17 protein-coding genes are annotated in these 20734 nt (G+C 64.5%); 5 read left to right on the forward strand and 12 right to left on the reverse strand.

The window, feature by feature from the left end; genetic code table 11:
* The 4 genes from bcsA to A0J57_RS08675 form a co-directional block, all read right to left on the reverse strand.
* The gene (gene bcsA, locus A0J57_RS08660; protein WP_061935059.1) at positions 1-4326 is read right to left on the reverse strand and encodes a UDP-forming cellulose synthase catalytic subunit; all 4326 of its coding nucleotides are present in this window, start codon (positions 4324-4326) and stop codon (positions 1-3) included.
* On the reverse strand, positions 4326-5063 hold the full coding sequence (locus A0J57_RS08665) for a cellulose synthase operon protein YhjQ/BcsQ (protein WP_061935061.1): 738 nt from the start codon (positions 5061-5063) through the stop codon (positions 4326-4328). The genes bcsA and A0J57_RS08665 overlap by 1 nt, the downstream gene beginning before the upstream one ends.
* Positions 5063-5392 (reverse strand): hypothetical protein, encoded by a 330-nt coding sequence (locus A0J57_RS08670; protein ID WP_061935063.1) that lies wholly within the window; start codon positions 5390-5392, stop codon positions 5063-5065. Before A0J57_RS08670 ends, A0J57_RS08665 begins: the two co-directional genes overlap by 1 nt.
* A 479-nt stretch (positions 5393-5871) precedes the next feature.
* Positions 5872-7242 carry an FAD/NAD(P)-binding protein gene (locus tag A0J57_RS08675; RefSeq protein WP_061935065.1) on the reverse strand — a complete coding sequence of 457 codons (1371 nt, stop codon included), beginning with the start codon at positions 7240-7242 and terminating at the stop codon, positions 5872-5874.
* Positions 7243-7495: 253 nt separating this feature from the next.
* On the opposite strand from A0J57_RS08675, the gene yaaA reads away from it, so the two are divergent.
* Positions 7496-8248, forward strand: coding sequence for a peroxide stress protein YaaA (gene yaaA, locus A0J57_RS08680; RefSeq protein ID WP_061935222.1), 753 nt, complete (start codon positions 7496-7498; stop codon positions 8246-8248).
* An 85-nt stretch (positions 8249-8333) separates the two neighbouring features.
* Here the strand turns inward: yaaA and A0J57_RS08685 are convergent, their stop codons facing one another.
* From A0J57_RS08685 to A0J57_RS08720, 8 genes are all read right to left on the reverse strand, one after another.
* Positions 8334-9224 carry a MucR family transcriptional regulator gene (locus A0J57_RS08685; protein ID WP_061935067.1) on the reverse strand — a complete coding sequence of 297 codons (891 nt, stop codon included), beginning with the start codon at positions 9222-9224 and terminating at the stop codon, positions 8334-8336.
* Between the two features lie 173 nt (positions 9225-9397).
* Positions 9398-9745, reverse strand: a complete 348-nt coding sequence (locus tag A0J57_RS08690; RefSeq protein ID WP_061935068.1) for a hypothetical protein — start codon at positions 9743-9745, stop codon at positions 9398-9400.
* A gap of 31 nt (positions 9746-9776) precedes the next feature.
* Entirely contained in the window at positions 9777-9950 is a 174-nt protein-coding gene (locus A0J57_RS26570; protein WP_170825604.1) for a hypothetical protein, read from the reverse strand.
* Between the two features lie 659 nt (positions 9951-10609).
* On the reverse strand, positions 10610-11725 hold the full coding sequence (locus tag A0J57_RS08700) for an acyltransferase (protein WP_061935070.1): 1116 nt from the start codon (positions 11723-11725) through the stop codon (positions 10610-10612).
* Entirely contained in the window at positions 11719-12849 is a 1131-nt protein-coding gene (locus tag A0J57_RS08705) for a glycosyltransferase (RefSeq protein WP_061935072.1), read from the reverse strand. The genes A0J57_RS08700 and A0J57_RS08705 overlap by 7 nt, the downstream gene beginning before the upstream one ends.
* 10 nt (positions 12850-12859) lie before the next feature.
* Positions 12860-14239 carry a glycosyltransferase family 4 protein gene (locus A0J57_RS08710; protein WP_161942144.1) on the reverse strand — a complete coding sequence of 460 codons (1380 nt, stop codon included), beginning with the start codon at positions 14237-14239 and terminating at the stop codon, positions 12860-12862.
* A 68-nt stretch (positions 14240-14307) separates the two neighbouring features.
* Positions 14308-15540, reverse strand: coding sequence for a DegT/DnrJ/EryC1/StrS aminotransferase family protein (locus A0J57_RS08715; protein WP_082718633.1), 1233 nt, complete (start codon positions 15538-15540; stop codon positions 14308-14310).
* A 116-nt stretch (positions 15541-15656) separates the two neighbouring features.
* The gene (locus A0J57_RS08720) at positions 15657-16751 is read right to left on the reverse strand and encodes an acyltransferase (protein ID WP_082718634.1); all 1095 of its coding nucleotides are present in this window, start codon (positions 16749-16751) and stop codon (positions 15657-15659) included.
* 269 nt (positions 16752-17020) lie between these two features.
* Between A0J57_RS08720 and A0J57_RS08725 the strand changes: the two genes are divergently transcribed.
* Genes A0J57_RS08725 through rfbC form a run of 4 tightly spaced genes read left to right on the forward strand, consistent with a single transcriptional unit; the run spans position 17021 to position 20733 of the window.
* Complete coding sequence (locus A0J57_RS08725) at positions 17021-18511, forward strand: hypothetical protein (RefSeq protein ID WP_061935079.1); 1491 nt, start codon at positions 17021-17023, stop codon at positions 18509-18511.
* Positions 18495-19298 (forward strand): CpsD/CapB family tyrosine-protein kinase, encoded by an 804-nt coding sequence (locus A0J57_RS08730; RefSeq protein ID WP_061935081.1) that lies wholly within the window; start codon positions 18495-18497, stop codon positions 19296-19298. The genes A0J57_RS08725 and A0J57_RS08730 overlap by 17 nt, the downstream gene beginning before the upstream one ends.
* Positions 19295-20194, forward strand: a complete 900-nt coding sequence (gene rfbA / locus A0J57_RS08735; protein ID WP_061935083.1) for a glucose-1-phosphate thymidylyltransferase RfbA — start codon at positions 19295-19297, stop codon at positions 20192-20194. The genes A0J57_RS08730 and rfbA overlap by 4 nt, the downstream gene beginning before the upstream one ends.
* On the forward strand, positions 20191-20733 hold the full coding sequence (gene rfbC / locus A0J57_RS08740; protein WP_061935085.1) for a dTDP-4-dehydrorhamnose 3,5-epimerase: 543 nt from the start codon (positions 20191-20193) through the stop codon (positions 20731-20733). Before rfbA ends, rfbC begins: the two co-directional genes overlap by 4 nt.
* Position 20734 lies beyond the last annotated feature (1 nt).

Genomic DNA, 20734 nt, shown 5'->3' on the forward strand with positions numbered 1-20734 from the left:
TCATTTCACCGCTTCGAGGCGCTTGGTTTCCTGCCGCTTGAACAGCAGATAGACCGGTGCGGAGATGAGGAAGGCGACCAGCAGGCCACCCAGGGCGATCAGGAACGGCCGCTGGCTCATCCAATAGGCGATCTTCATCCAGACCGGCAGCGATCCGACCCAATAGCCGTCGCCCACCGCAAAGCTCGCCATGCCTTCGCCGTCCACCACCGAAAGATCGCCCTGCACCTGCGCGTTGATCCTGGTGTCGTTGAGGCCGTTGACCAGCGCCGGCAGCGCTTCGGGATCGCTGGCCAGCAGCGCGACGACGCTGCGGCCGGTGTCGAAGGGCGACTGGAAGCCGACGATGCCGCTGAAGCTGTCGGACCCGGAGAAGAAGCCGTCGACCGTGCCGCTGTCGCTGCGCTCATAGGGGGAGAAGAGGTCGAAGGCCCGTTCCACCGGCGTGCGTTCGGTGACGCGCAGCCGGCCGTCCTGGTAAAAGACGGGCGCGCCGGAAAAGAGCGATTCCGACTGGGCGATCTGGACCGGGCCGATGACCAATATGTCCTTGCCCGCCATGCGCGCGGCATCGACCGACCGGGTGACGCTGGCCCGGATCGCGGGTGCGCCGGTCGCGTCCCCGAAACGGCCCATGACGTTCAGGAAGGCCTCCACCACGGCGGCCGTCGGATCGCCGGGCAGCAGGACGACCGTCTCCGCCATGTCGGGCCGCACGGTGAAGGGATAGCCCCCGCCCGCGAAGCTCGCCAGATTGGGCATGTGCAGCGCATGATAGGCGTGGCTGAGGTCGATCGAGCTTTCCGGCAAGATGCTGACGCGCACATTGTCGGGCAGCATCCCCTCGCAGCGCTGCTTGGACTGAACCAGCAGATTATAGTCGAACACCAGCGAGTTCTGGCCGAACAGGTCGTAGCGCGGCAGCACGACGTCGGCGCGCGACGTATAGGCCGTGGGCCGTCCGCCGCCGAACCATTTGTCCCACCAATGTTCGCCGGTCAGCGGCAGGGTGGTCAGATATTGGCCGTTCATCGACAGGTCGAGGCGCGAGCGGGACTTGTCCAGCCAGGGGGCGGACGGATAGCGGTAGCGCAGGTCGAGCTTGGCCCCCTGGCGCGGCCAGAAGAACAGGTCGGGCGCGACATGGAAACCGGCGCTGAGCGGGCCGGGCGGCAGGCCGATGCCCTGCAGGGCATAGCGCGGCACGATCTCGCCCAGGCGCACCGGCCGGTCGGTCCGCAGCCAGCGCGGCGCGGAATAGCGGGGGAAGGAGGGCAGGCGCACACCGTCCAGCGACGCGCTCGCCCCGCCCAGCATGCCCCGTCCGATGGCGAGCGCCGCGGCGGCCTGCTTCAACTGCTTCTCGTCGCTGCCGCTGACGACCAGCAACTGGCCTTCGCTGTCCACCGGATTGGTGATGATGGTGGCGGCGGGACCGGCGGGAAGGGTGATGCCGGGGATGCGGCGGCCCGGCGTCACGAACAGCACGGCGTTGCCGGCGGGGATCTGGCCAAAGCTGGGCTTGAAGGAATAGCCGCGATAGCTGGCCATGCCGCCGAACCAGGATGCGGTGCTGGCCGCCGCCTCCAGCTCGCCATTGGTGGGCTTGCCCGCGAAGACGAAGGGCAGTTTCAGCGCCACATTGTCGTTGCGGTCGAAAAAGGGCGCGGGCAGGCGCGCGAGGTCGGGCCTCAGCGGCAGCGACTGGGTGGTGATGTTCAGCACCGACCGCGTGTTGCTGACATTGGCCCAGAGCGAGCTGTGGAAGGGGTCTTCGCAGTCGCGGGTGTAATGGCCGATGAAGCGCAGGTTGAGCGAATTGTCGCCCGGCAGGAACAGCGCCGGGTTGATCGGCACGGTCACCGTCTGCGTCGTGCCGTCCGAAGGCCGAAGCGGCAGGGCGTTGACCACTTCTCCGTTCAGCAGGACGACGATCTGGCTGAGGTCGCCCAGCAGCGAGGGCGAGAAGTTGAAGGCCAGGGTCAGAGAGGCGCCGGTCACGACCTGGTTGCTGCGCAGGCCGAAGGGAATGCCATATTCGCCGCGCGTTCCGGCGAGGCGGATGGGGTTCTTGACCTGCAGGTCCTTGAGCAGCAGCCGCTGCGGCTTGCCGCCCGCCGCCGGGACCGGCGTGGCCGCGGCGGGAGTGCTCGCCGGCACGGCGGGAACCGCATTGGCCGAAGTGGTGGCGAGCGCCCCGGCGGCCGCTGCGGCGGCCATGGCGCGCATCGCCTTCTTCCGGCGGCGCGGCAGGCGCCATATGTCGATGATCGTGTCGATGCCCACGCTGAAAATATCCCTGATGGATTTGAGGCCGGCGACCGGCGCCAGCGGCTTGTCCGATTGCCACGCATCGGCGCGGCCCATGACGGCGCGCACCAGATGACGGGCATGCACCATGTCGAGCGGCTGGAAGCGCAGCTTGGCCCGGCCGTTATCCAGGCGAACCGTGTCGACCGGAATGGTCAGCGTCTCGTCGCCCATCGGCAGCGAGATGTCCGTGACCTTGCGCCCCTGGAGCGCGAAACCGTCCGGCAGCTCCGCCGCCAGCCCGCCCAATGAAATGTCCACGGTCGTCCCGTCCGCGACATAGCCGTCGTCGAAATAGAGCGTCACGGGCATTTGCGCGGTGATGCGGATATTCTCGCGCACCTGCCGCTGTTCCCGTGCGACCGAAATCGCCGCGATCAGGATCAGCAGGCTGAAGCTCGCCCATGCGGTGTTCAGCAGCACCGTGTCCCACTGAGCGTCGAACAGGAGGGGGAAGTTCAGCTTCACGAAGCCGAAGATCACGCCGAACACCAGCAGCAGCGCGGTGATGACATGCGGCCGCACCGTGGTGCCGTCGAAATAGGTCTGGTCCAGCAGGCCGCCCTTGTCGGTCACGTTGAACTTGCCCTTGCGCGGGTTCAGCAGCGTGAACAGCGTCGGCTTCACCAGATGGAAGGCGAGCAGCGTTTCGTAGATCTCGCCCCAGAAGGGCCGCCGGTCGCCGCCCTGGATGCGCTCGCTCGACATGGTGGAGATGAACAGGTGCGGCAGCGCATAGGCGAAGATCAGCGCGGCCGACGCATGGATGATGTTCTGTCCGCCGATCAGATAGGCGAGCGGCGACGTCAGGAACACGATGCGCGGCAGCGGAAACTGGAAATGCAGCATCGCGTTCAGGTAGCAAAGCCGCTGGTGCCAGTTCAGGCCCGGCCCGAACAGCGGATTGTCGATCCGCATGATCTGCGTCATGCCGCGCGCCCAGCGGATGCGCTGGCCGACATGCAGCACCAGCCGCTCGGTCGCGAGGCCCGCCGACAGGCGGATGCCGATATAGGCGGTGTTCCAGCCCATGCGCTGCAGTTTCAGCGCGGTATGCGCGTCCTCCGTCACCGTCTCGCCGGCAAAGCCGTTGGTCTGCTCCAGCGCGGATCGGCGGATGACCGCGCACGACCCGCAGAAGAAGGTCGCGTTCCACAGGTCGTTGCCCTTCTGCACCGCGCCGTAGAACAGGTCGCCTTCGCCCGGCAGTTCCTTCACATTGCCCAGGTTCCGCTGCACCGGATCGGGCGAATAGAAATGGTGCGGCGTCTGCATCAGCGCCAGCCGCGCGTCCTTCTGGAACCAGCCGACCGTCATCTGCAGGAAGGCGCGGGTGGGGACGTGGTCGCAGTCGAAGATCGCGATCAGTTCCCCGTCGGTCTTCTTCATCGCGGCGTTCAGATTGCCCGCCTTGGCGTGCAGATTGTCGGCCCGCGTCAGGTAGCCGCAGCCGGCCTGCCGCGCGAAGGCCCGGAATTCGGGGCGGCGGCCGTCGTCCAGGATATAGACGTGGAAGCGGTCGCGCGGATAATCCATGTCCATCGCCGCGAAAACCGTGTTCTGGACGATCGCCAGGCTCTCATTATAGGTGGGGATATAGACGTCGATGACCGGCCATTGATCGGGCTCACCCTCGATCTCCACGACCGGGCGGTCCAGCGGCCAGCTCGTCTGCAACAGGCCCAGGACCAGGATGACCCAGGCGTAGAGTTCCGCCAGATAAAGGCCGGTGCCCAGCAGGGCCGCGGGCAGGCTGTCGAAGTCCAGCGTGTGCGTCGTGCGCCAGAACAGATAGCGGGTGGATACCAGCAGCGACAATATGCCGATGGCGATGGTCGACCGCTTGCCGGGCGAACGGTTGAACAGGATCACGCCCGCCATGGTGGTCAGCGCGAATATCCACTGCGATTCCAGGTCGAGCGGCACCGTCACCACGACGATGACGACGGCAGCCACGAAGAGCCCCGCCGCAAGCCTGAGAAGGGCCTGCGGGGCGAGTTGGGAAGGGAGGGACATCAGGCGTCTCCTGTAACCTCGATGTTCGCCTCTCCCGGGGCGGGTTTCAGTCCGATGCGCTCTTCCACGGCGTCGGCGAACAGGCGCAGGTCCTGCAACGCGGCGCTCGGCGGCGCATATTTGCTGATGAGTTCGAACCGCGCGAGCGCTTCGTTGACGGCCTCGTCGCGGCGGATGGTGGCCAGCAACTGGTCCCCGAACAGGTCGCGGACGAAGCTGTGGCTGTGGCGCGACAGCTTCTGCCGGTCGTCCAGCTGGTTGAGGACGAAGACGGTGCGGTCCAGCTTCATCGCCGGGGCCGTCTCGCTCAGGCGGTTCAGCGTGGCGAGCGACGCGGCGGTGGGCAGAAGGGGACAGATATGCAGCACGCAGCGGGCCATCAGCAGTTCCAGCAGGTGCCGGTCCTCCGATGCGACGTCGACGATCCAGATATGGCCGGGATCGAACATCCGCTCGAACTCCCGGTCCACCCGCGCCGCGAAGGCGGCGGAGCGGCTCTGGCCATGGCCCTGCATGACGCTGACCCCGAAGGCCACCAGCGGTTCGTCGCCGCCCGCGCCCCATTCCGGCACGGCCTGCGCCGGCATGAAGCCGAAATGCATCTTCAGCGAATCCTGGAAGGTGCAGTCGAGCGCGTTGACCTCATAGCCTTTGCCGGCAAGGTGCAGGGCGAGCTGGGCCGCCAGGAAAGTCGTGCCGGTGCCCCCCTTGGGCGATTGAAGCAGGATGACGGCCATCAATCCAGCTCCGAGAAGCGGTTGAAGAATTCCTTGAGGTCGACATTGTTCTTCGGCGCCGCCCGCCGCTGGGGCGCGCCATATTGGGCGAAGATCTGATTCGGCGCGGCCTGGGGCTGCGATGTCCTGGCGGCGGGGGCGGGCCGTTCGTCCTGCTGGACCTGCCGGACGGGCAGCCGTGCGGCGTCATCGCCCACCACCTTCTGGTCGCCCAGCACGGCCGCGAAAATGGGCCATAATTCCGTTTCCGAGAACCGGTCCTCAAATTCGCGATAGGCGAAGTCCTTGCGGTTCAGCTTCTCCAGCAGTTTGCGAGCATCGCGGCGCATTGGCCCCCCATATGCGTGAACGGTAAGTAGTTTGTTGCTTATAGCTAATTTACTATATCTTTCTTAATAGAATGACAGTGGGATGCGACAAAAAACTGAAAGCTGATGTGGATCAAGAAAGATATGCCGATCGTTTCGCTAATAGACTGTTTCTGAACGGTATATGTCGGCAAATACATCCCGGCGGGCTTTTCCGTCATGCCTCATCCGTAACGATCCGGGGCAGCAAGGATCGGTTTTGTGCCAATGAGATACAGGTGCGGCTCGATTCATGGCATTTTTTCGACCTGAACCGGATTGGATTATAAAGGGAATATCATGATCGGGCGGCTGGCGGATAAAGGCCGGTCATTTCCCTTGCGACCCGGACAAGTGTTAAACAGGCTGGAATCACTGGCGCATCATCGCCGGATAGGCGACTTCATCAGGACCATATCATGAAGTGGTGGCCGATCCCGCAAGACGGGGATCGGGCTTTACTACAAACCCTCGGCCTCGACCCAATGGGCGCCAGTGATCTCCCGCGCCAGTTCCCAAACCTGGCGGCGGATGTCGGGAACGGCGACGATTTCCCAATGGGCGCCGCGGGTCATCGGGCCGACGACGAAAAGGCGGGGCTGGGCCGATCCGTCGCGGGCTATGGCATGGCATTGGCGGTCGACATCGATGCCGATCGCCAACGGATCGGGGCGGATGTCGCCCCGCGATGCCAGGCGACGCAGCAACGGATCGTCGGTGCGCCGCAGGTCGCCCAGCGGACCAGTGCAATTGACGACCCTGGCGAAGGCGACGGTCTCGCCCTCTTCCCGGCCACGACGACGCAGATGCACATGGATCGTGCCGCCCTCCGGAACGGCCTGCACGACTTTCGCGGCGCGGATTTCCAGCCGTCCTTCCGCCTGCATCGCCGCCAGCCGCTCCGCCACCTGCGGTGCGATGCGGTGGCGGTGCACGTCCCAATAGGGGCGCAGGTGGCGCAGGAAGCGGCTGCGCTCCTCCGCGCTGGCGGCCCGCCACATATCCTGGGTGAAGCGGCGAAGCTCATCCACGGCATTGCGCCAGCCGATTTCCGCGCTGCGTCTGCGCAGCGTCCGGACCAGCGCGGAAGCGGCGCCCTTCGGCCGGTCGCTGCGCGGCGCATAGGGGGGCGCCGGCGCATGGCTTTGCGGCGCCAGCCCACGGCGGGATAGGGCGACGATCCGCCCCCGGAACCCGGCACGATCCAGGCTGAGCGCGCAATCCACCGCCGTCAGCCCGCTGCCGAGCAGCAGCACCCGATCGCTGTCCTGCAAGCCCGCCGGGATGGTCGCCGCCCAGGGATCGTTCACATAGACGGCATTGTCGGGGCCGTCCCTGTCGCGCAATCCGGCAAAGGCGGGCAGGTCGTGCGGCGGCAGATTGCCGGGCGCCAGCGCCACGATGTCGGCTTCGATCCCGCCCCCGGAACGCAGGACGACGCATATGCCGTCGTCGCGCAGTTGCAGGTCGACGGCATCGCCGTTCAATATGGTCAGCCTGTCCGCGGCCTGCCCCCGCACCTCGTCCAGCATGGCGCTGAGATAGGCGCCATAGTCGCGCCGGGTGGCGAAGCTGCCTTCCTGGCCCAGTCCCTGCTGCTTCAGCCAGTCGGTGAAATGATGGGGGCTGTCGGGCAGGGCGCTCATATTGGCGGCGCGCACGTTGAGAACATGGCCGGCATGCGCCGCTCCATAGGCGAGGCCCCGGCCCATCCGTTCTTCATGGCGTTCCACCATCGTCACACGCAACGCACCATGACGAAGCAGGTTGATGGCGAGCAGCGTGCCGCTGAACCCTCCTCCGATAATGGCGGCGTGATCGACCTTCAGCATGGATCAGGCATTTTTCCATAACAGCGGTTGGCCCGGATGGCGCGGCGGACCATGGAAGAAGCAGGATCGCAACTGTCCCAACCCCTTCCGCCCGAACGCATTTCCCAAGCCTAGGAGCGGACAGGCAATAGGGGCAAGCCCCATTGTGGACAAGGGTCGCGGCAATGCCGATCCGGCGTCATGGAACGCCGTCGGCAATATGCTGTGCAACGGCATTTTGACGCATGGGCGGCCGCTCGCTACGGAGGCTGGCATGATCGCATTGCTATCCCCCGCCAAGACGCTTGATTTCGAACGCGCGCTGCCGCCCCTGCCCGTCACCACCCCGCATTTCGCCGAAGAGGCGCGCGGCCTGGCCAGATCGGCCGCCAACCTTTCGCAGAAGCGGTTGTCGGAGTTGATGCATATCTCGCCGCGCCTGGCGAAGCTCAATGCCGACCGCTTCCGCGATTTTGCCGACCTGCCCGAACGGCAGGCTCTGTTCGCCTTCGCCGGCGATGTCTATACAGGTTTCGAAGCCTTTACGCTGGACGAAGCGGCGGTCGCCTTCGCGCAGGACCATGTCCGGATGCTGTCGGGCCTTTATGGCCTGTTGCGGCCGCTGGACGCGATCCGGCCCTACCGGCTGGAGATGGGGACGCGCTGGGCGCCGCGCCACAAGAAGCTGACCGACTGGTGGGGCGATCGCATCGCTGAACTGCTCCGCGGGCAGATCGCGGAGGAGGGGTCGGGCGTGGTCCTCAACCTCGCCAGCCAGGAATATTTCGCGGCGGTGGAAGGCAAGCTGGCGGGCATCCGCATCATCGACGTCGATTTTCGCGAGCCCGGTCCCGACGGACCGCGCTTCGTCAGTTTCAATGCCAAGCGCGCCCGGGGCATGATGGCCCGATGGATGTGCGAGCATCGCATAACCGACGTCGATGCGATGCGCGGCTTCGACAGCGACGGCTATCGCTTCGATGCCGGGGAGAGCGAGCCCGATCGCTGGCGCTTCACTCGGGCCTGAGCGGGCTTGCCGCCGTTCCGTTGCTACGAACGCCCGGATGGCCGGATGGGAAGCGAGATCGTGATCGCTCGCTTCCCGTCCATGATCAGGATTTGGCGGTCGCGGCTTCGGGCTTTTTTTCCTCGCCGCCCAGATGCGAACTGGCTGCTTCCAATGCCGCCTTCAGCGACTTGGGCTTGGCGGTTCCATTGGCCTTCGCAGGAGCGGCCTTCTTTACCGGGGCCTTTTCCTGCGCAGGGGCCTTGGAAGCGGCGGCAGCCTTGCCGTCCGCCTTGTCGCCCTTGGCGGCGGCGATCGAAAGGCGCTGGCGTGGCTCCTTCCTGTCCTTACTGGCGGAGGCCGGCGCCGCGGCGCGATTGCCGCGGTTCGATATGACGGGGGCGGGCGCATCCTTCGCCTTGTTCGTCTTTGGCGCTGCGGCCTTAGCAGGCGCCGCGGCCTTCGCCGGCGCATCGGACCCGGCGGCGGGAGCAGCCCTTTCCGATGATTTGGGCGCTGCCGCCTTGGGCGCGGCGGCCGGGCTTGCCGGAGTGGCCGCTGCCTTCGCAGGGGCTGCGGCCTTCGCAGCGACGGCCGGCTTACGGCCCAGGCCGGCCTTTTCCGCGACGGCGCGACGCGCCTGCGAATAGCTTTGCGCCACCAGCGGATAGGTGCTGGGCAGCTTGTAGCGTTCCCGATATTGTTCCGGCGTCAGGCCATGGGCGGCCAGATGGCGCTTCAAGGTCTTGTACGGCCTGCCGTCGATCAGGCTGAGGATATGATCGGGCGAGGCGAGGCTCTTGCGCACCGAAACCGCAGGCGTGAAGGTTTCGGCAGCGGGCTCGGCAATGGTCGCCGTGGCATTTTCCGTCAGCGCCGTGCGGGTGGTCTTGATCAGATCGGCCAGGCTTTCGCTCGGAACGCTGTTTCGCGAGACATAAGCGCTGAGCAACTGGACGGTAAGGGCAGTGATGTCGTTCTTGTCTTCGTCGGCCATGTGAGCGAACCCGTTTCAGGAGGATGTTAGCGCTATTTGCGCAAATCGACGCAGATTGTAAATGTCGGATTTCCAGTAAATGGTCTTCTATGCCTGTATTTGCCGGCAATCGATCCAATGTCGGAAAGTCGATCCCGTTCCATGATCGTCAAATCGGCGTGCGTGATCGGGCATCAATCCTTCCCAATGACATCGGTCCTGGGCATGAGGCGGCAGTCGCGCCAGTTCCGGTCGCCCCTGGGCACGAACGACACATAGTCGCCGTCGATGATGAGGGCCGCCCTGGGACTTCGATAATATCGGCCCAGCGATATTGCCCCGCGTTTGAGCGTGAGCTGCCCGTCCTTCCAGACGACCGTGGCGCGGTCGGCATCGGCGCGGACGGAAAAGCGCCGTCCGGCGGCGCACTGGACCTCCATGTCGGCGTCCGGCCGTTGTGCGCCTGCCGGCGCGAGGGTCGCGGCGGCCGCCACTATGGCGGCCATCGGCATGAGGGCGCCGGGGAGAGAGCGGCATGTCATTGCTGGAGCCTTGTTGGAACGGACTTCCTCCCTAACTCGCCGTCGAGTCGTCGGTTCCTGTGGCGAGGGCGTTGGCGATCATGGCGGCCAGCGTCTCCTCCGCCCGCTGCTTGACGCCCGCATCCTTGGACAGCAGGTCGTGCCTGATCCATTGCGGCGCCCGACTGAGAATAGCCATGATCAGATTCGTCGTCTTCTCGTCCATGCAACCGCTATGCGGGCCCTGTTTGCTTCCGGCAACCGCAAAAGGAATCACCCAGATCAAGCTGCGCCTTGGGCGTCGCGGACAATGGCCGCCGCGGCCATGGCGGAAGGGCCTCCGCGCCTTGATCGATGTTGAACCTGCGCGGTGCTGAGTTGTTGCGGCGTGTCGCGAATTTTCGATGGGTTTGCCACGAAGCATGTCAGGCTATGAACCATGCCCGAACGGGTCGACGAAGATGCTGTTGCACCTCCATCCTGTTTTCAGCAATGATATTATAAGAGAAATATTATTCGGGCATGGTCCGACCATTTATGGCGTGGCAGCGGGGCGTGTCGGCCACGCTGCCAAAACGCGGGGTAAGTCTTCAGTCGTCCATCCGAATTAAATCACCGGATGAACGGGTCCGGGCCGCCCACGGCGCGGAGGTCGAAGGGCCCTTGATGGAGCCATCGATCTTCTCGTGCCTGTAGAAGGGCTCGACGACAAGCTTGTTCCTCTCGGTATCGAGGTTGCGTTGCAGTTCCTGCGACTATTCGTCCGACGTCTCGCCTAAGTCGATGGGGAAGAGATCGATGCCCAGCGGATTGAGGCCCGATTTCATGAGGAACGATTTGCCGCTTGGCCAAGCCGCGGGGCATCGATGCTTGCAGCAGGCCTGTTCATTGCCGAATGGCCAATGCCTTGCGCTTCACCGTGAATGTCTCGCGACGGCGGAGCCAATGCTGCACCGGCCGGTCCAGCAGGACGAAGCCAAGGATGGACGCAAGCATGGCCATCGGCAGCATGGCGATCGCCAAGGCAATGTCGCTTGCGGCCCCGCCGCCTGACCACCTTTCCATGAATGTGATCATCGGCCGGTGAATGAGATAGAGAGCGAAGGAGGCCTCTCCCAGCGACTGCAACCCAGGCTGGCGGAGCAGATGCGATAATGCGCCTTGACCATAAGCGAATATCAATATCAGGACAGCCATCGGCGGCAGGAAGATGAGCTGGTAGCGAAAAGCGAGCGGAACTGCGAACCATTCCACGGCGACCATGGTCGCCGGCAGCGAAATGACCGCAAGCGTCTCCGTTGCGCTCGTCGCCCATCGTCGTCCGATGCCCGATCGCCAGGCCCGGCACAGCAGGATGCCCGCTATGAATTCGAACAGCCGCGTAAGCGGGAACACATAGAAGATCCAGTCCACCCAGGGCGAATAACCCGCGACCCTAAGGGCGGTAAAACAGCTTCCCGCCACGATCAGGACCATGCCGGCGATGAAGACCGCGCGCAGCACCGGCTCGCGCCATTTCACAAGCCATGGGAAAAGCGCATAGAAGAACAGCTCGTCGGACAGGCTCCAGGAGGGGCCGTTGAGTGAATAATGGACCAGCGGGTCTGGAGACCAGCTATGAAGCAGCGCCAGGTTCAGCAGCACCGCAGGCAGCGGCGGCAGATCGGCGCGCCAGGCCAGATAGGCGAGGAAGGCGAGGCCAACCATCAGGTGGAGCGGAAAAATCCTTGCGACGCGCCGATGATAGTAGGTGAGGGCCGAAACCCTTCCTTCCTTCAGGGCGCGCTCATAGGCGTGGGTCAGGATGAAGCCGGAAAGAATGAAGAAGAAGGTGACGCCGCACGCACCCTGCCGGAAGAAAAGATCGTAAAGGTCGCGGAGGACGGGACTTCCGCTGCGCTCCAGAAATACGAGATGGGAAAGCAGAACCAGCAACGCCGCGCAGAAACGCAGCGAGGTGAGCTGCGCGAGCGAGTCCGGCCGGGCAGCGGCCGTCAGCATTTCAGCGCCGGCGTCAGCAACTCCAGATAGCGGCTGGCGGAGGCGCGGGTCGTGAACTGCTCCAGCCAGCCCGGCGGCACGGGCGCCGGCTTGCGGCGCAGCAGGTCGAGCATGGCGTCGGCCAGCATTTCGGCGTTTCCGACCTCGACCAGCCTTCCGAAGCGCCCTCCGTCCAGCGCTTCGGCCGGTCCGGATGGACAGTCCGTGGCGATCACCGGCGTTCCCAGCGCCATCGCTTCTATCACCACATTGGCCAGGCTTTCGAACCGGGAAGACAGGACGAACAGGCTGGCCCTGGCCGTGTAGGCGTGCGGATTGGGAGCGAAGCCGGGCATGGCCACGTCGTCGGAAAGGCCGAGGCTCCCGACCAACGCGGTCAGCCGGTCGCGCTCCGACCCGTCGCCCAATATCAGGAGCCGGCAAGGCATGTTCTGCCTCACCCGCGAAAAGGCGGTGATGAGCGTTGCGAAATCCTTTTGATGTTCGAGACGGCCGATGCCGATGATGACGGGTATGTCGCTGTCGCGGAACCATGGATGATCGACGGGGGCACGGCTCGATTGGATCAGGGCATCGCTGACGATGGGATTGTAGATGCAGGTGATGCTCTGCGGATCGATGTCGATGACATTGGCCAGGTCGCGGGCCGTCCCCTTGGAAACGGCGACGATATTGTCCGCCCGCGGATAGAGCAGATGCGCCAGGCGGAAGAACCAGTAACGCGATTGCCAGGGCTTTGCCGCATCATGATCCACTGACGGAAAACAATGTTCGGTCAGCATCAGGCGAAAAGGGAAACCCGCGATCCAGCGCACCATGATGGCGCAGAGATTGGGAAAGCCAAAGCCTGTGCACATCACCGCCTGAGGCCGGGTCTTGCGGAGATAGGCGCGCAGCTTCGCGATCCGGGCGATTGCCCCGTTCGCGCCCAGCACTTCATAGGGTACGCCCTGCGGCACCAGATCCCGGAACGGCGAATAGGGATTGTCGAGGTCGACCAGGATGACCGGACGGATGCCGCGCGCCAGAAATTCCTCCGCCAGGTTGAAGACGACCCTGTCGACCCCGCCATTGTAGAGCGACCGCGCATAGAAGACGATGTCGGCTTTCGGGATATGGTTCATGGGTCAGCCTTCAGACAGCCTGAATGAGGGATGCGCGCTCCGCCCCATGGGCCGGCGCGGCCGGGCGCGGACGTGAAATGTCGCGCAGGATGTCGGCTATGACGCGGGCCTTCACCGTCCAGTCATGCCCCTCGCGCTCCAGATGGCGGCGGCCGGCGCGGCCCAGTTCGCGGCGCAGTTCCGGCGAGGCTGCGAGGCGGCGCATGGCGGCGGTCAGCCCGTCGACGAAGGCGGCTTCCGACGAAGGCGGCACCAATATGGCGCAATCGCGGCTGGCATATTGGGCCGCCCCGCCCCAGTCCGCGGCGATGACGGGCACGCCGGTCGCCATCGCCTCCATCATCGCGATCCCGCCGCATTCCCGAAGGGAAGGAGAGACGAAGGCGCCCGCCTCTTGCAACATCTCCATATAGCGCTCCAGCGGCACGCGCCCGTGCAGGACGACGCTGTCGCCTATCCCCTCGGCCTGCACCAGGCGCTCGATCTCTTCGAACAGTTCCCCGTCACCCACCAGGTCCAGCCTGGCGCCCCCCTCCCGCGCGAGGGGCGCGAAGGCGCGCACCAGATATTCGATGCCCTTCCAATCCACGAAACGGCCGCAGAAGATGAAGGACATGGGGCCGTCGAGCGCCGGATCGGCGGCGCGGGGATGCCAGCGGCCAAGGTCCACCGCGCTTTCCATCACTTCGCAGATGACGCCGCGGACAGCGGAGGGCAGCGCCGCGCGGGTCCGGTCGTTCGCCACGAGCAGCACAGCCGCCTGCCGCTTGCCGGGAATCAACCGGTGCAGCAGTTCCGTCCCGCGGCGCGCACCCGCTATGGCCCACCGCACGAGCGGACCGTCCATGCGCCGGAAGCCCGGGGGCAGGTCCATCCCGCCGCTCATCGGGCCGATCACCACCGGCGCGCCGAGATCATACATGAAGCTGACCGCCTTCGCGGCGATGGGGGCGGGCTGGAAGACGACGTCGACGCTCCCTTCCTCGACGCGCGCCCTTGCCATCGCTCTCATGCGCGATTGGGTCAGCAACTGGATCAACTGGTTGAAGACAAGATCCTCGACCCGATGCGGAAAGAAGCGGCCGATCCGGAACAGCAGCTTCTGCCAAAGGCCGTCGCTGACGAAGGTGAAATGCGCGAAGCTGGCCGGGTCCAGGTCCGCGGCGAGCTGGTCTCTCACCCGCTCGTGACAGAGGATGCCGACCTTGTGGCCGAGCGCGAGGAATTGCTGGAGATAATAATAGGGAAGGATGGTCTCGCCGCTGAGGTTGCGGGAGACATTCTCCGCCACCATCAGGATATTGAGCCCAGCGGCATCGGGAAAAGGCGCGTCCTTCACGACCCCTCGGCATGATGCGGGAAGATGGGGGGAGGATAGCAGCGCCGTCATTTCGTCACCATTCATCCTATCCCGTGGGGAGTAATGGGAGGGTGATCAGCGGTTCCACCAGCCACCCTTCAATGGCTTTCCGCGCAGAATTCCTGGACGATCGCCACCGCCCTTTCGACATGATGGAGCGCCAGATCGGGATAAAGCGGCAGGCACAATATCCGTTTGGCAAAGCTGCGGGCGACCGGCATGTCCCGATCGGCGGAGGGCAGGCCGCGATAGACGGAATGATCGCAGACCAGAGGCCAGAAATAGGGGCGGGCGTGAATGCCGGCCGCCAGAAGACGGGCGCAAAGTTCGTCCCGCCGGTGCGCCAGACCGTCTTCGAGCAGCATCGGGAAATAGCTGTGGTTGAGCTGCCAGCCGGGTTCCGCTTCGAACAGCCTTATAGCCGCCATGCCGCGCAGCCCCGCGCGATAGCTGGCGGCTATGAAGCCTCGCCGGGCGATCGCCTGATCGACATGGCGCAACTGGAGCAGGCCGAAGGCCGCCTGGAACTCGCTCATCTTGGCGTTGGTGCCGGCCGCGTCGACAGAATAGGCATCGGAAAAGCCGAAATTGCGCAACTGCGCGATCCGGGCCTTCATCGCTGCGTCCGCGCATATCACGGCACCCCCTTCGAAAGTATTGAACACCTTGGTCGCATGGAAGCTGAGGCACGAAGCGTCGCCCGAGCGCAGCAGGCTTTCCCCGTCGCGCCGGACATGGAAGGCGTGGGCGGCGTCGTAGATCACCCTGAGGCCATGGTCTTGCGCGATCCCGGCGATACGCTCCGTCCGGCACGGGTGACCGAAGCAGTGCACCGGCAGGATCGCGCAAGTGGCACCCGAAATGGCCTGCTCGATCATTTCGGGGTCGAGATTGCCCGTCCTGGGATCGATGTCGACAAATACGGGCGTCAGGTTGCAGGACCGCAGCGCATGGGCAGTGGCGACGAAGGTGAAGGGCGTGGTGATGACCTCGCCCCGAAGGTCGAGCGCCTGCATGGCGAGTTCCAGCGCGGCGGTGCCGTTGGACGTCAGGGCGACATGCTCTACCCCCAGGAAAGCAGCCATTTCCTCCTCAAGCTGCTGGTGGAAGGGGCCGGCATTGGTCAGCCAGCGATTGGCCCATATCCGTTCCAGATAGGGCTGGAATTCCTCCAGCGGCGGCAGGAAGGGGCGGGTGACGGGGGCATTGTCGAGATCGACCGGTGGTGGCCGCAGGGCGGGGGAGGGACTGGCGGCAATGGCATTGCCGTCGGCGCTGCTTCCATGGTCGAGCGGGAAGTTTCCGTCGGCTGCGATCTGTTGCAATTCCATTGTCGATCCCCCGGATCATGGAACGAAAACAATATCGCCGCGGACGAACGGGCGTCAGTCTGCATTGCCAGCACTGATTTTCCGGAGGTGAATATTGATGGGAGTGGCGGCGATGCTCAGGCCGGCAGCGCCTTCGATCCTCCTCCGAGCCAATGCGCCCGTCTCAAAAACTTCCGGCATGGACGTTCGATGCCTTCATGAACCAGCCAGGACAGGCAGATCACGGCCAGTCCGGCCGACAGAACGGCCAGGGGATGTCTGACGATGTGGAACGGTCCGGTGGCCGGCAGACGGGATTGGAGGGCCGACAACAGCCCCATGGCCTTGTAATGGGTGAGATAAACCGGAAAGGAAATGCGCCCCAGGAAATGCATGGGCCGTGAACCGAAGATCGCCGGAAGCGCGCCCCTGCTTGCGCTCAGGCAGAATATCAGCCCGATAATGGCAAGATAGACGAAGAAATCCGTTCCGCGAAAGGCCGTCAGGCAGAGCAGGGACAGGCCGATGCCGACCTGAACGGCGTTGTTCGCGGCCCATTGCGCAATGGCGCCCTGCGCGTGGAGGCGCCAGATCAATTGGCCCAGGGTGAAGCCCGCCAGGCAGCGGATCAGGGTGTATGGCGCATAGAACAGGTCCAGTTGCCCCTTGGCTATGGGCGATCCGATCCAGTGGAGGGATGCGGAGATGCTGAGGCCCATGATCGTCGCAAGCGCGGCCAAGGCCGTCATCAGCGCAAAGCCGGGCCTGCTTCTGAAGCAGAGCCTCGCCAGTATCGGGAAGAGCAGATAGGCGATCAGTTCAGCGCTCACCGACCATGCGGGAGGATCGATGCTGGGCCAATCCCTTATCGACTGGAGCATGAAGACATTGGAGACGATCACATCGGCGCCGAAGGCGGGATCATGCCTTTTCCACAGGCCGATCGCGAGGATGGCGGACGTCGCGACGATATAGACCGGATAGATCCGGGCGAGCCGATGAAGCAGAAAGGCGCGCAGGGTGAACGACCCCTCCTTCAGGGCCTGTCCATAGACATGGGAAAGAACAAAGCCGCTGAGGACGAAGAAGAGATCGACCGACAGATAGCCGTGATTGAGCATGGTGGATAAGGGGCTCGTGCTCTGCAATCCCCGTTCGAAATGGTAGATCATCACGATCAGCGCAGCCATGCCGCGAACGCCGGTCATTGCCCTGATCTCTCTGACGATCATCTGTCCTGTCCGCTGAAAGCAAGAGGAGGGGCGAAATTACGGCGGACCGCAAGGGCAATACAGACTGACTTTTGGGAGGGTGGTTCGCCTTTCTGCCCACGGCGCAATGATTTGGGCAATATTCCCCACCCAGGACTCGCCACACAGTCCAGGGAATAGCATCCCGGCGGTGGACATTGAATGCTGATCGCAGGCTGCCACAGGGGACAGGGGATGACATTCTGGTTGCAGAGCTGCGGTGCAACGGACCGATCGGACTGGCCGGTCCCATGACGGCCGAAGCTCCCGCCGACGGCCCGCTGATGACGGTGCCGGAAATCCTGGCGATCGCCTGTCGCCGACGGTGGTGGCTCATCCTTCCGCTGGCCCTTGGCATCGTCGCCGCGATCGCGGCGATACTGACGATCGACCCGCAATATCGTTCGACAGCCACTTTGCTGATCGCGTCGCAGGAAGTGCCGACGACGCTGGTCGCATCCCCCCTCACCAACTATGCCGATGAACGGATCGCGAAGATCCGACAGCAGATATTGAGCCGCGCCAACCTGGTGCAGGTCATCCGCGATATGCGGCTCTATCCCCGGCAGAGCGCCACGCTGAGCCTGGAAGACGTGCAGAACTTGATGCGCCAGGCGATCAGCGTCGAGCTGGTGGGCGCCGGCAACACCGCCAATCCCGGCCATAATGGCGGCACGACCATCGCGTTCAGCCTTTCCTTCACCTATGATGATCCCGCCATCGCGCAACAGGTGACGGAGCGGCTGACCCGCATGTTCCTGGAAGAGGACAAGCGTCTTCGCACCGAGCAGGCCTCCGGAACGGCGGCCTTTCTGTCGCGGCGGGGCAATGAAATCCGCGACCGGCTGATGGAACTGCAAAAGCGGCGGCGGGAAATCGAGGCGCGCTATAATGGCGCATTGCCCGATCAGGTCGCGCTCAGCACCCAGTCGGCCTCAGCCCTGCGCGCGGAGGTTTCGCGGATCGATGCCGAAACGCAGGGGATCGCGCAGCAGAACGGCATATTGGCAGCCCGGAGCCAGGACCTGGCTGCCGCCCCCAACCCCCAGGCGGAGGCGCTGCGCCTGGCGCAGAACCGTTTGGTACAGCTCACCGCGACTTATTCCGACGCGCATCCCGACGTGGTGGCGGCACGGGCGGCCATCGCCAATCAGGAAGCCGGCCTCGCCGCGCTTGGGCCGTTGAGAGCGGGCGGAGGGGTAATTGCTGCCGAAATCGCATCGGGCCGTGCGCGCATCGGCATGCTGGGCCAGAGGCGGGGCGAACTGGTGGGCGCGATTTCGCAGATGGAGCATCTCACTGCGCAGGCGCCGCAGGCAAGCTATGAACTGAACAATCTGGAACGGGACTATGACAATCTGACCACGCAATATCAGGACATTCGCGAAAAGCAGATGGACGCGCAGATTGCCGCCAATCTCCAGGCCGAGGACAAGGGGGAGCGCTTCACGGTCGTGGACGCCGCCAGCCGTCCCGCCGACCCGGTCTTTCCGGATCGGAAGAAACTGCTCATGACCGGCGCGGGGGCGGGGCTTGCTCTCGGCCTGGTCCTGGTGGCGTCCATGGAATTGTCCGCCGGCCTCATCCATGGGGAGGCCGCCATTGGGCGATTGACCGGCGTGGCGCCGCTTGCCGTGATACCAGCATCCGGCCTGCCGCATCGCGGCGTGGCGGGATTGTTGCGCCTTTCCCTGCCGGGGCTGGCCTTTCCGAAAGGGGGTCGCGATGGTTACGGGGCTTGATGTCGTCGGCAGCGATCTTGGCTATCGTCACCCTGAACCGAAGGTGGGGGTTCGTCCATGTGATCCGGTGACGCTCGACCCGGCGCATCTGGCGGCGAACGGCATATGCGCGCTGGACCATCTGGATGCGCGGTCGCGGAGCTTCATCCTGCTGCGGACGCAGATCATGAACGGTTTTTTCGCGTCGGGCGACAGGATCATGGCGGTCACGTCGACCCAGCCGGGCAATGGCAAGACGTTCGTCGCGACGAACCTCGCCATGGCGATCAGCCGCGTGCATCCGGTCGTGCTGATCGATCTTGACCTGGCGAAACCCGCTTTGGGCAGTCGCTTGGGCCTGGAACCGCATGCGGGGGTCGACGACTATCTGGCGGGCGCCGCCCCGCTCCCCCTCTGTCGGCAGGAGGTCGATGAACTGCGCCTTTCCGTTTTGCCGGTGCGGCAGCGGCGGCTCGATCCGGCCGGCCTTCTTTCGGGCGACCGGTTCGCCACGCTCTTTCCCGCGCTGGCCGATCCGGAAGGCGATCCGGTCTTCATCGTCGATAGCCCGCCGACGCTGGCCATCGACGAGATATTGGCGATCGGTTCCAGCGTGGAAGGAGTGCTGATGGTGGTCGAGGAAGGGCAGACCCATGCCGACGAGTTGCAGGAGGCCATGGCCCTGCTCGAACCCAGGCCGATCATCGGCACCGTCCTCAACAAGTCGATCGGCGGCCTCTTCCGGCGGCGCAAGAAGAATTATTATTATGGCGAACGCCTCCTCCTGCCCAGCGAGGTGCAACGGTGAGGCCGGGGATCATCCTGGCGGGCGGATCGGGAACGCGGCTGCATCCGCTGACCCGCAGCATCAGCAAGCAATTGATGCCGGTCTATGACAAGCCGATGATCTATTATCCGCTCTCGACATTGATGCTTGCGGGGATCAGGGAGGTATTGATCATCACCACGCCGCATGATGCGGACGATTTCCGACAATTGCTGGGTGACGGTTCGCAATGGGGCCTGAACCTGCAATATGCATTGCAGCCCAAGCCCGAAGGGTTGGCGCAGGCCTATCATATCGGCGCCGATTTTCTTGCGGGCAGGCCGTCGGCGCTGATCCTGGGGGACAATATCTTCTATGGGCAGGGGCTGTCCGACATGCTTGCCCGGGCGGAGGGCCGCCGTTCGGGGGTCACCATCTTCGGCTATCATGTCGACGATCCCGGCGCCTATGGCGTGGTCGATTTCGACCGGCAGGGGCGGGTGGTGTCGATCGAGGAAAAACCGGCGGCGCCCCGGTCCAACTACGCCGTGACCGGTCTTTATTTCTATGACGAGCGGGCGGTGGATTTCGCGGCGCGGCTGCGTCCGTCCGACCGGGGCGAGTATGAGATCACCGACCTCAATCGCCTGTTTCTGGAGGCGGGCGACCTGAACGTCGAACTGATGGGGCGCGGTTTCGCCTGGCTGGACACGGGAACCCACGCTTCCCTGCTGGACGCGGGCCTTTATGTCCGGGTGCTGGAGCAGCGGCAGGGGCTGAAAATCTGCTGCCCCGAGGAAATCGCCTGGCGCATGGGCTTCATCTCCAGCAAGCAGTTCGAGACGTTGGCGGCGCGACTGCGCAAGAGCGGCTATGGCGAATATCTGCTGCGGCAGTTGGAAAGCGGCCCTGCTTCTCCGGGGAGTCTGGCGGCATGAAGATAAGTCCGACACGGTTGCCCGGCGTGATGCTGGTCGAACCCCGGCTGTTCGAGGATCAGCGCGGATACTTCATGGAGACATGGAATGAGCGGGCGGCGGCCGAGGCCGGGATCGAAGCGCGGTTCGTGCAGGACAATCACAGCCGGTCCCACCGCGACATATTGCGGGGACTGCATTATCAGCAGAACAGGCCGCAGGGGAAGCTGGTGCGGGTGGTGCAGGGCGCAGCCTTCGACGTCGCTGTCGATCTGCGTCCGGACAGCGCGGCCTTCGGCCGGTGGACCGGGCATGTGCTGTCGGCGGAGAACCGGCACATGCTCTGGGTGCCGCCCGGCTTTGCCCATGGCTTCCTCAGCCTCTCGGACGACACGCATCTGCTGTACAAATGCACGGACTATTACGCCCCCGCGGATGAGAGGGCCCTGATCTGGAACGATCCGGACATCGGCATTGAATGGCCGATCGTCCACATGCCTTGCCTTTCGGCCAGGGACGCCGCGGCGGGGCGGCTGGTGGATATGGGGATGGCCGCGTGAT

Origin of the sequence: Sphingobium sp. 22B, from assembly GCF_001580035.1 — a bacterium.
In the GTDB taxonomy this organism is placed as follows: domain Bacteria; phylum Pseudomonadota; class Alphaproteobacteria; order Sphingomonadales; family Sphingomonadaceae; genus Sphingobium; species Sphingobium fuliginis.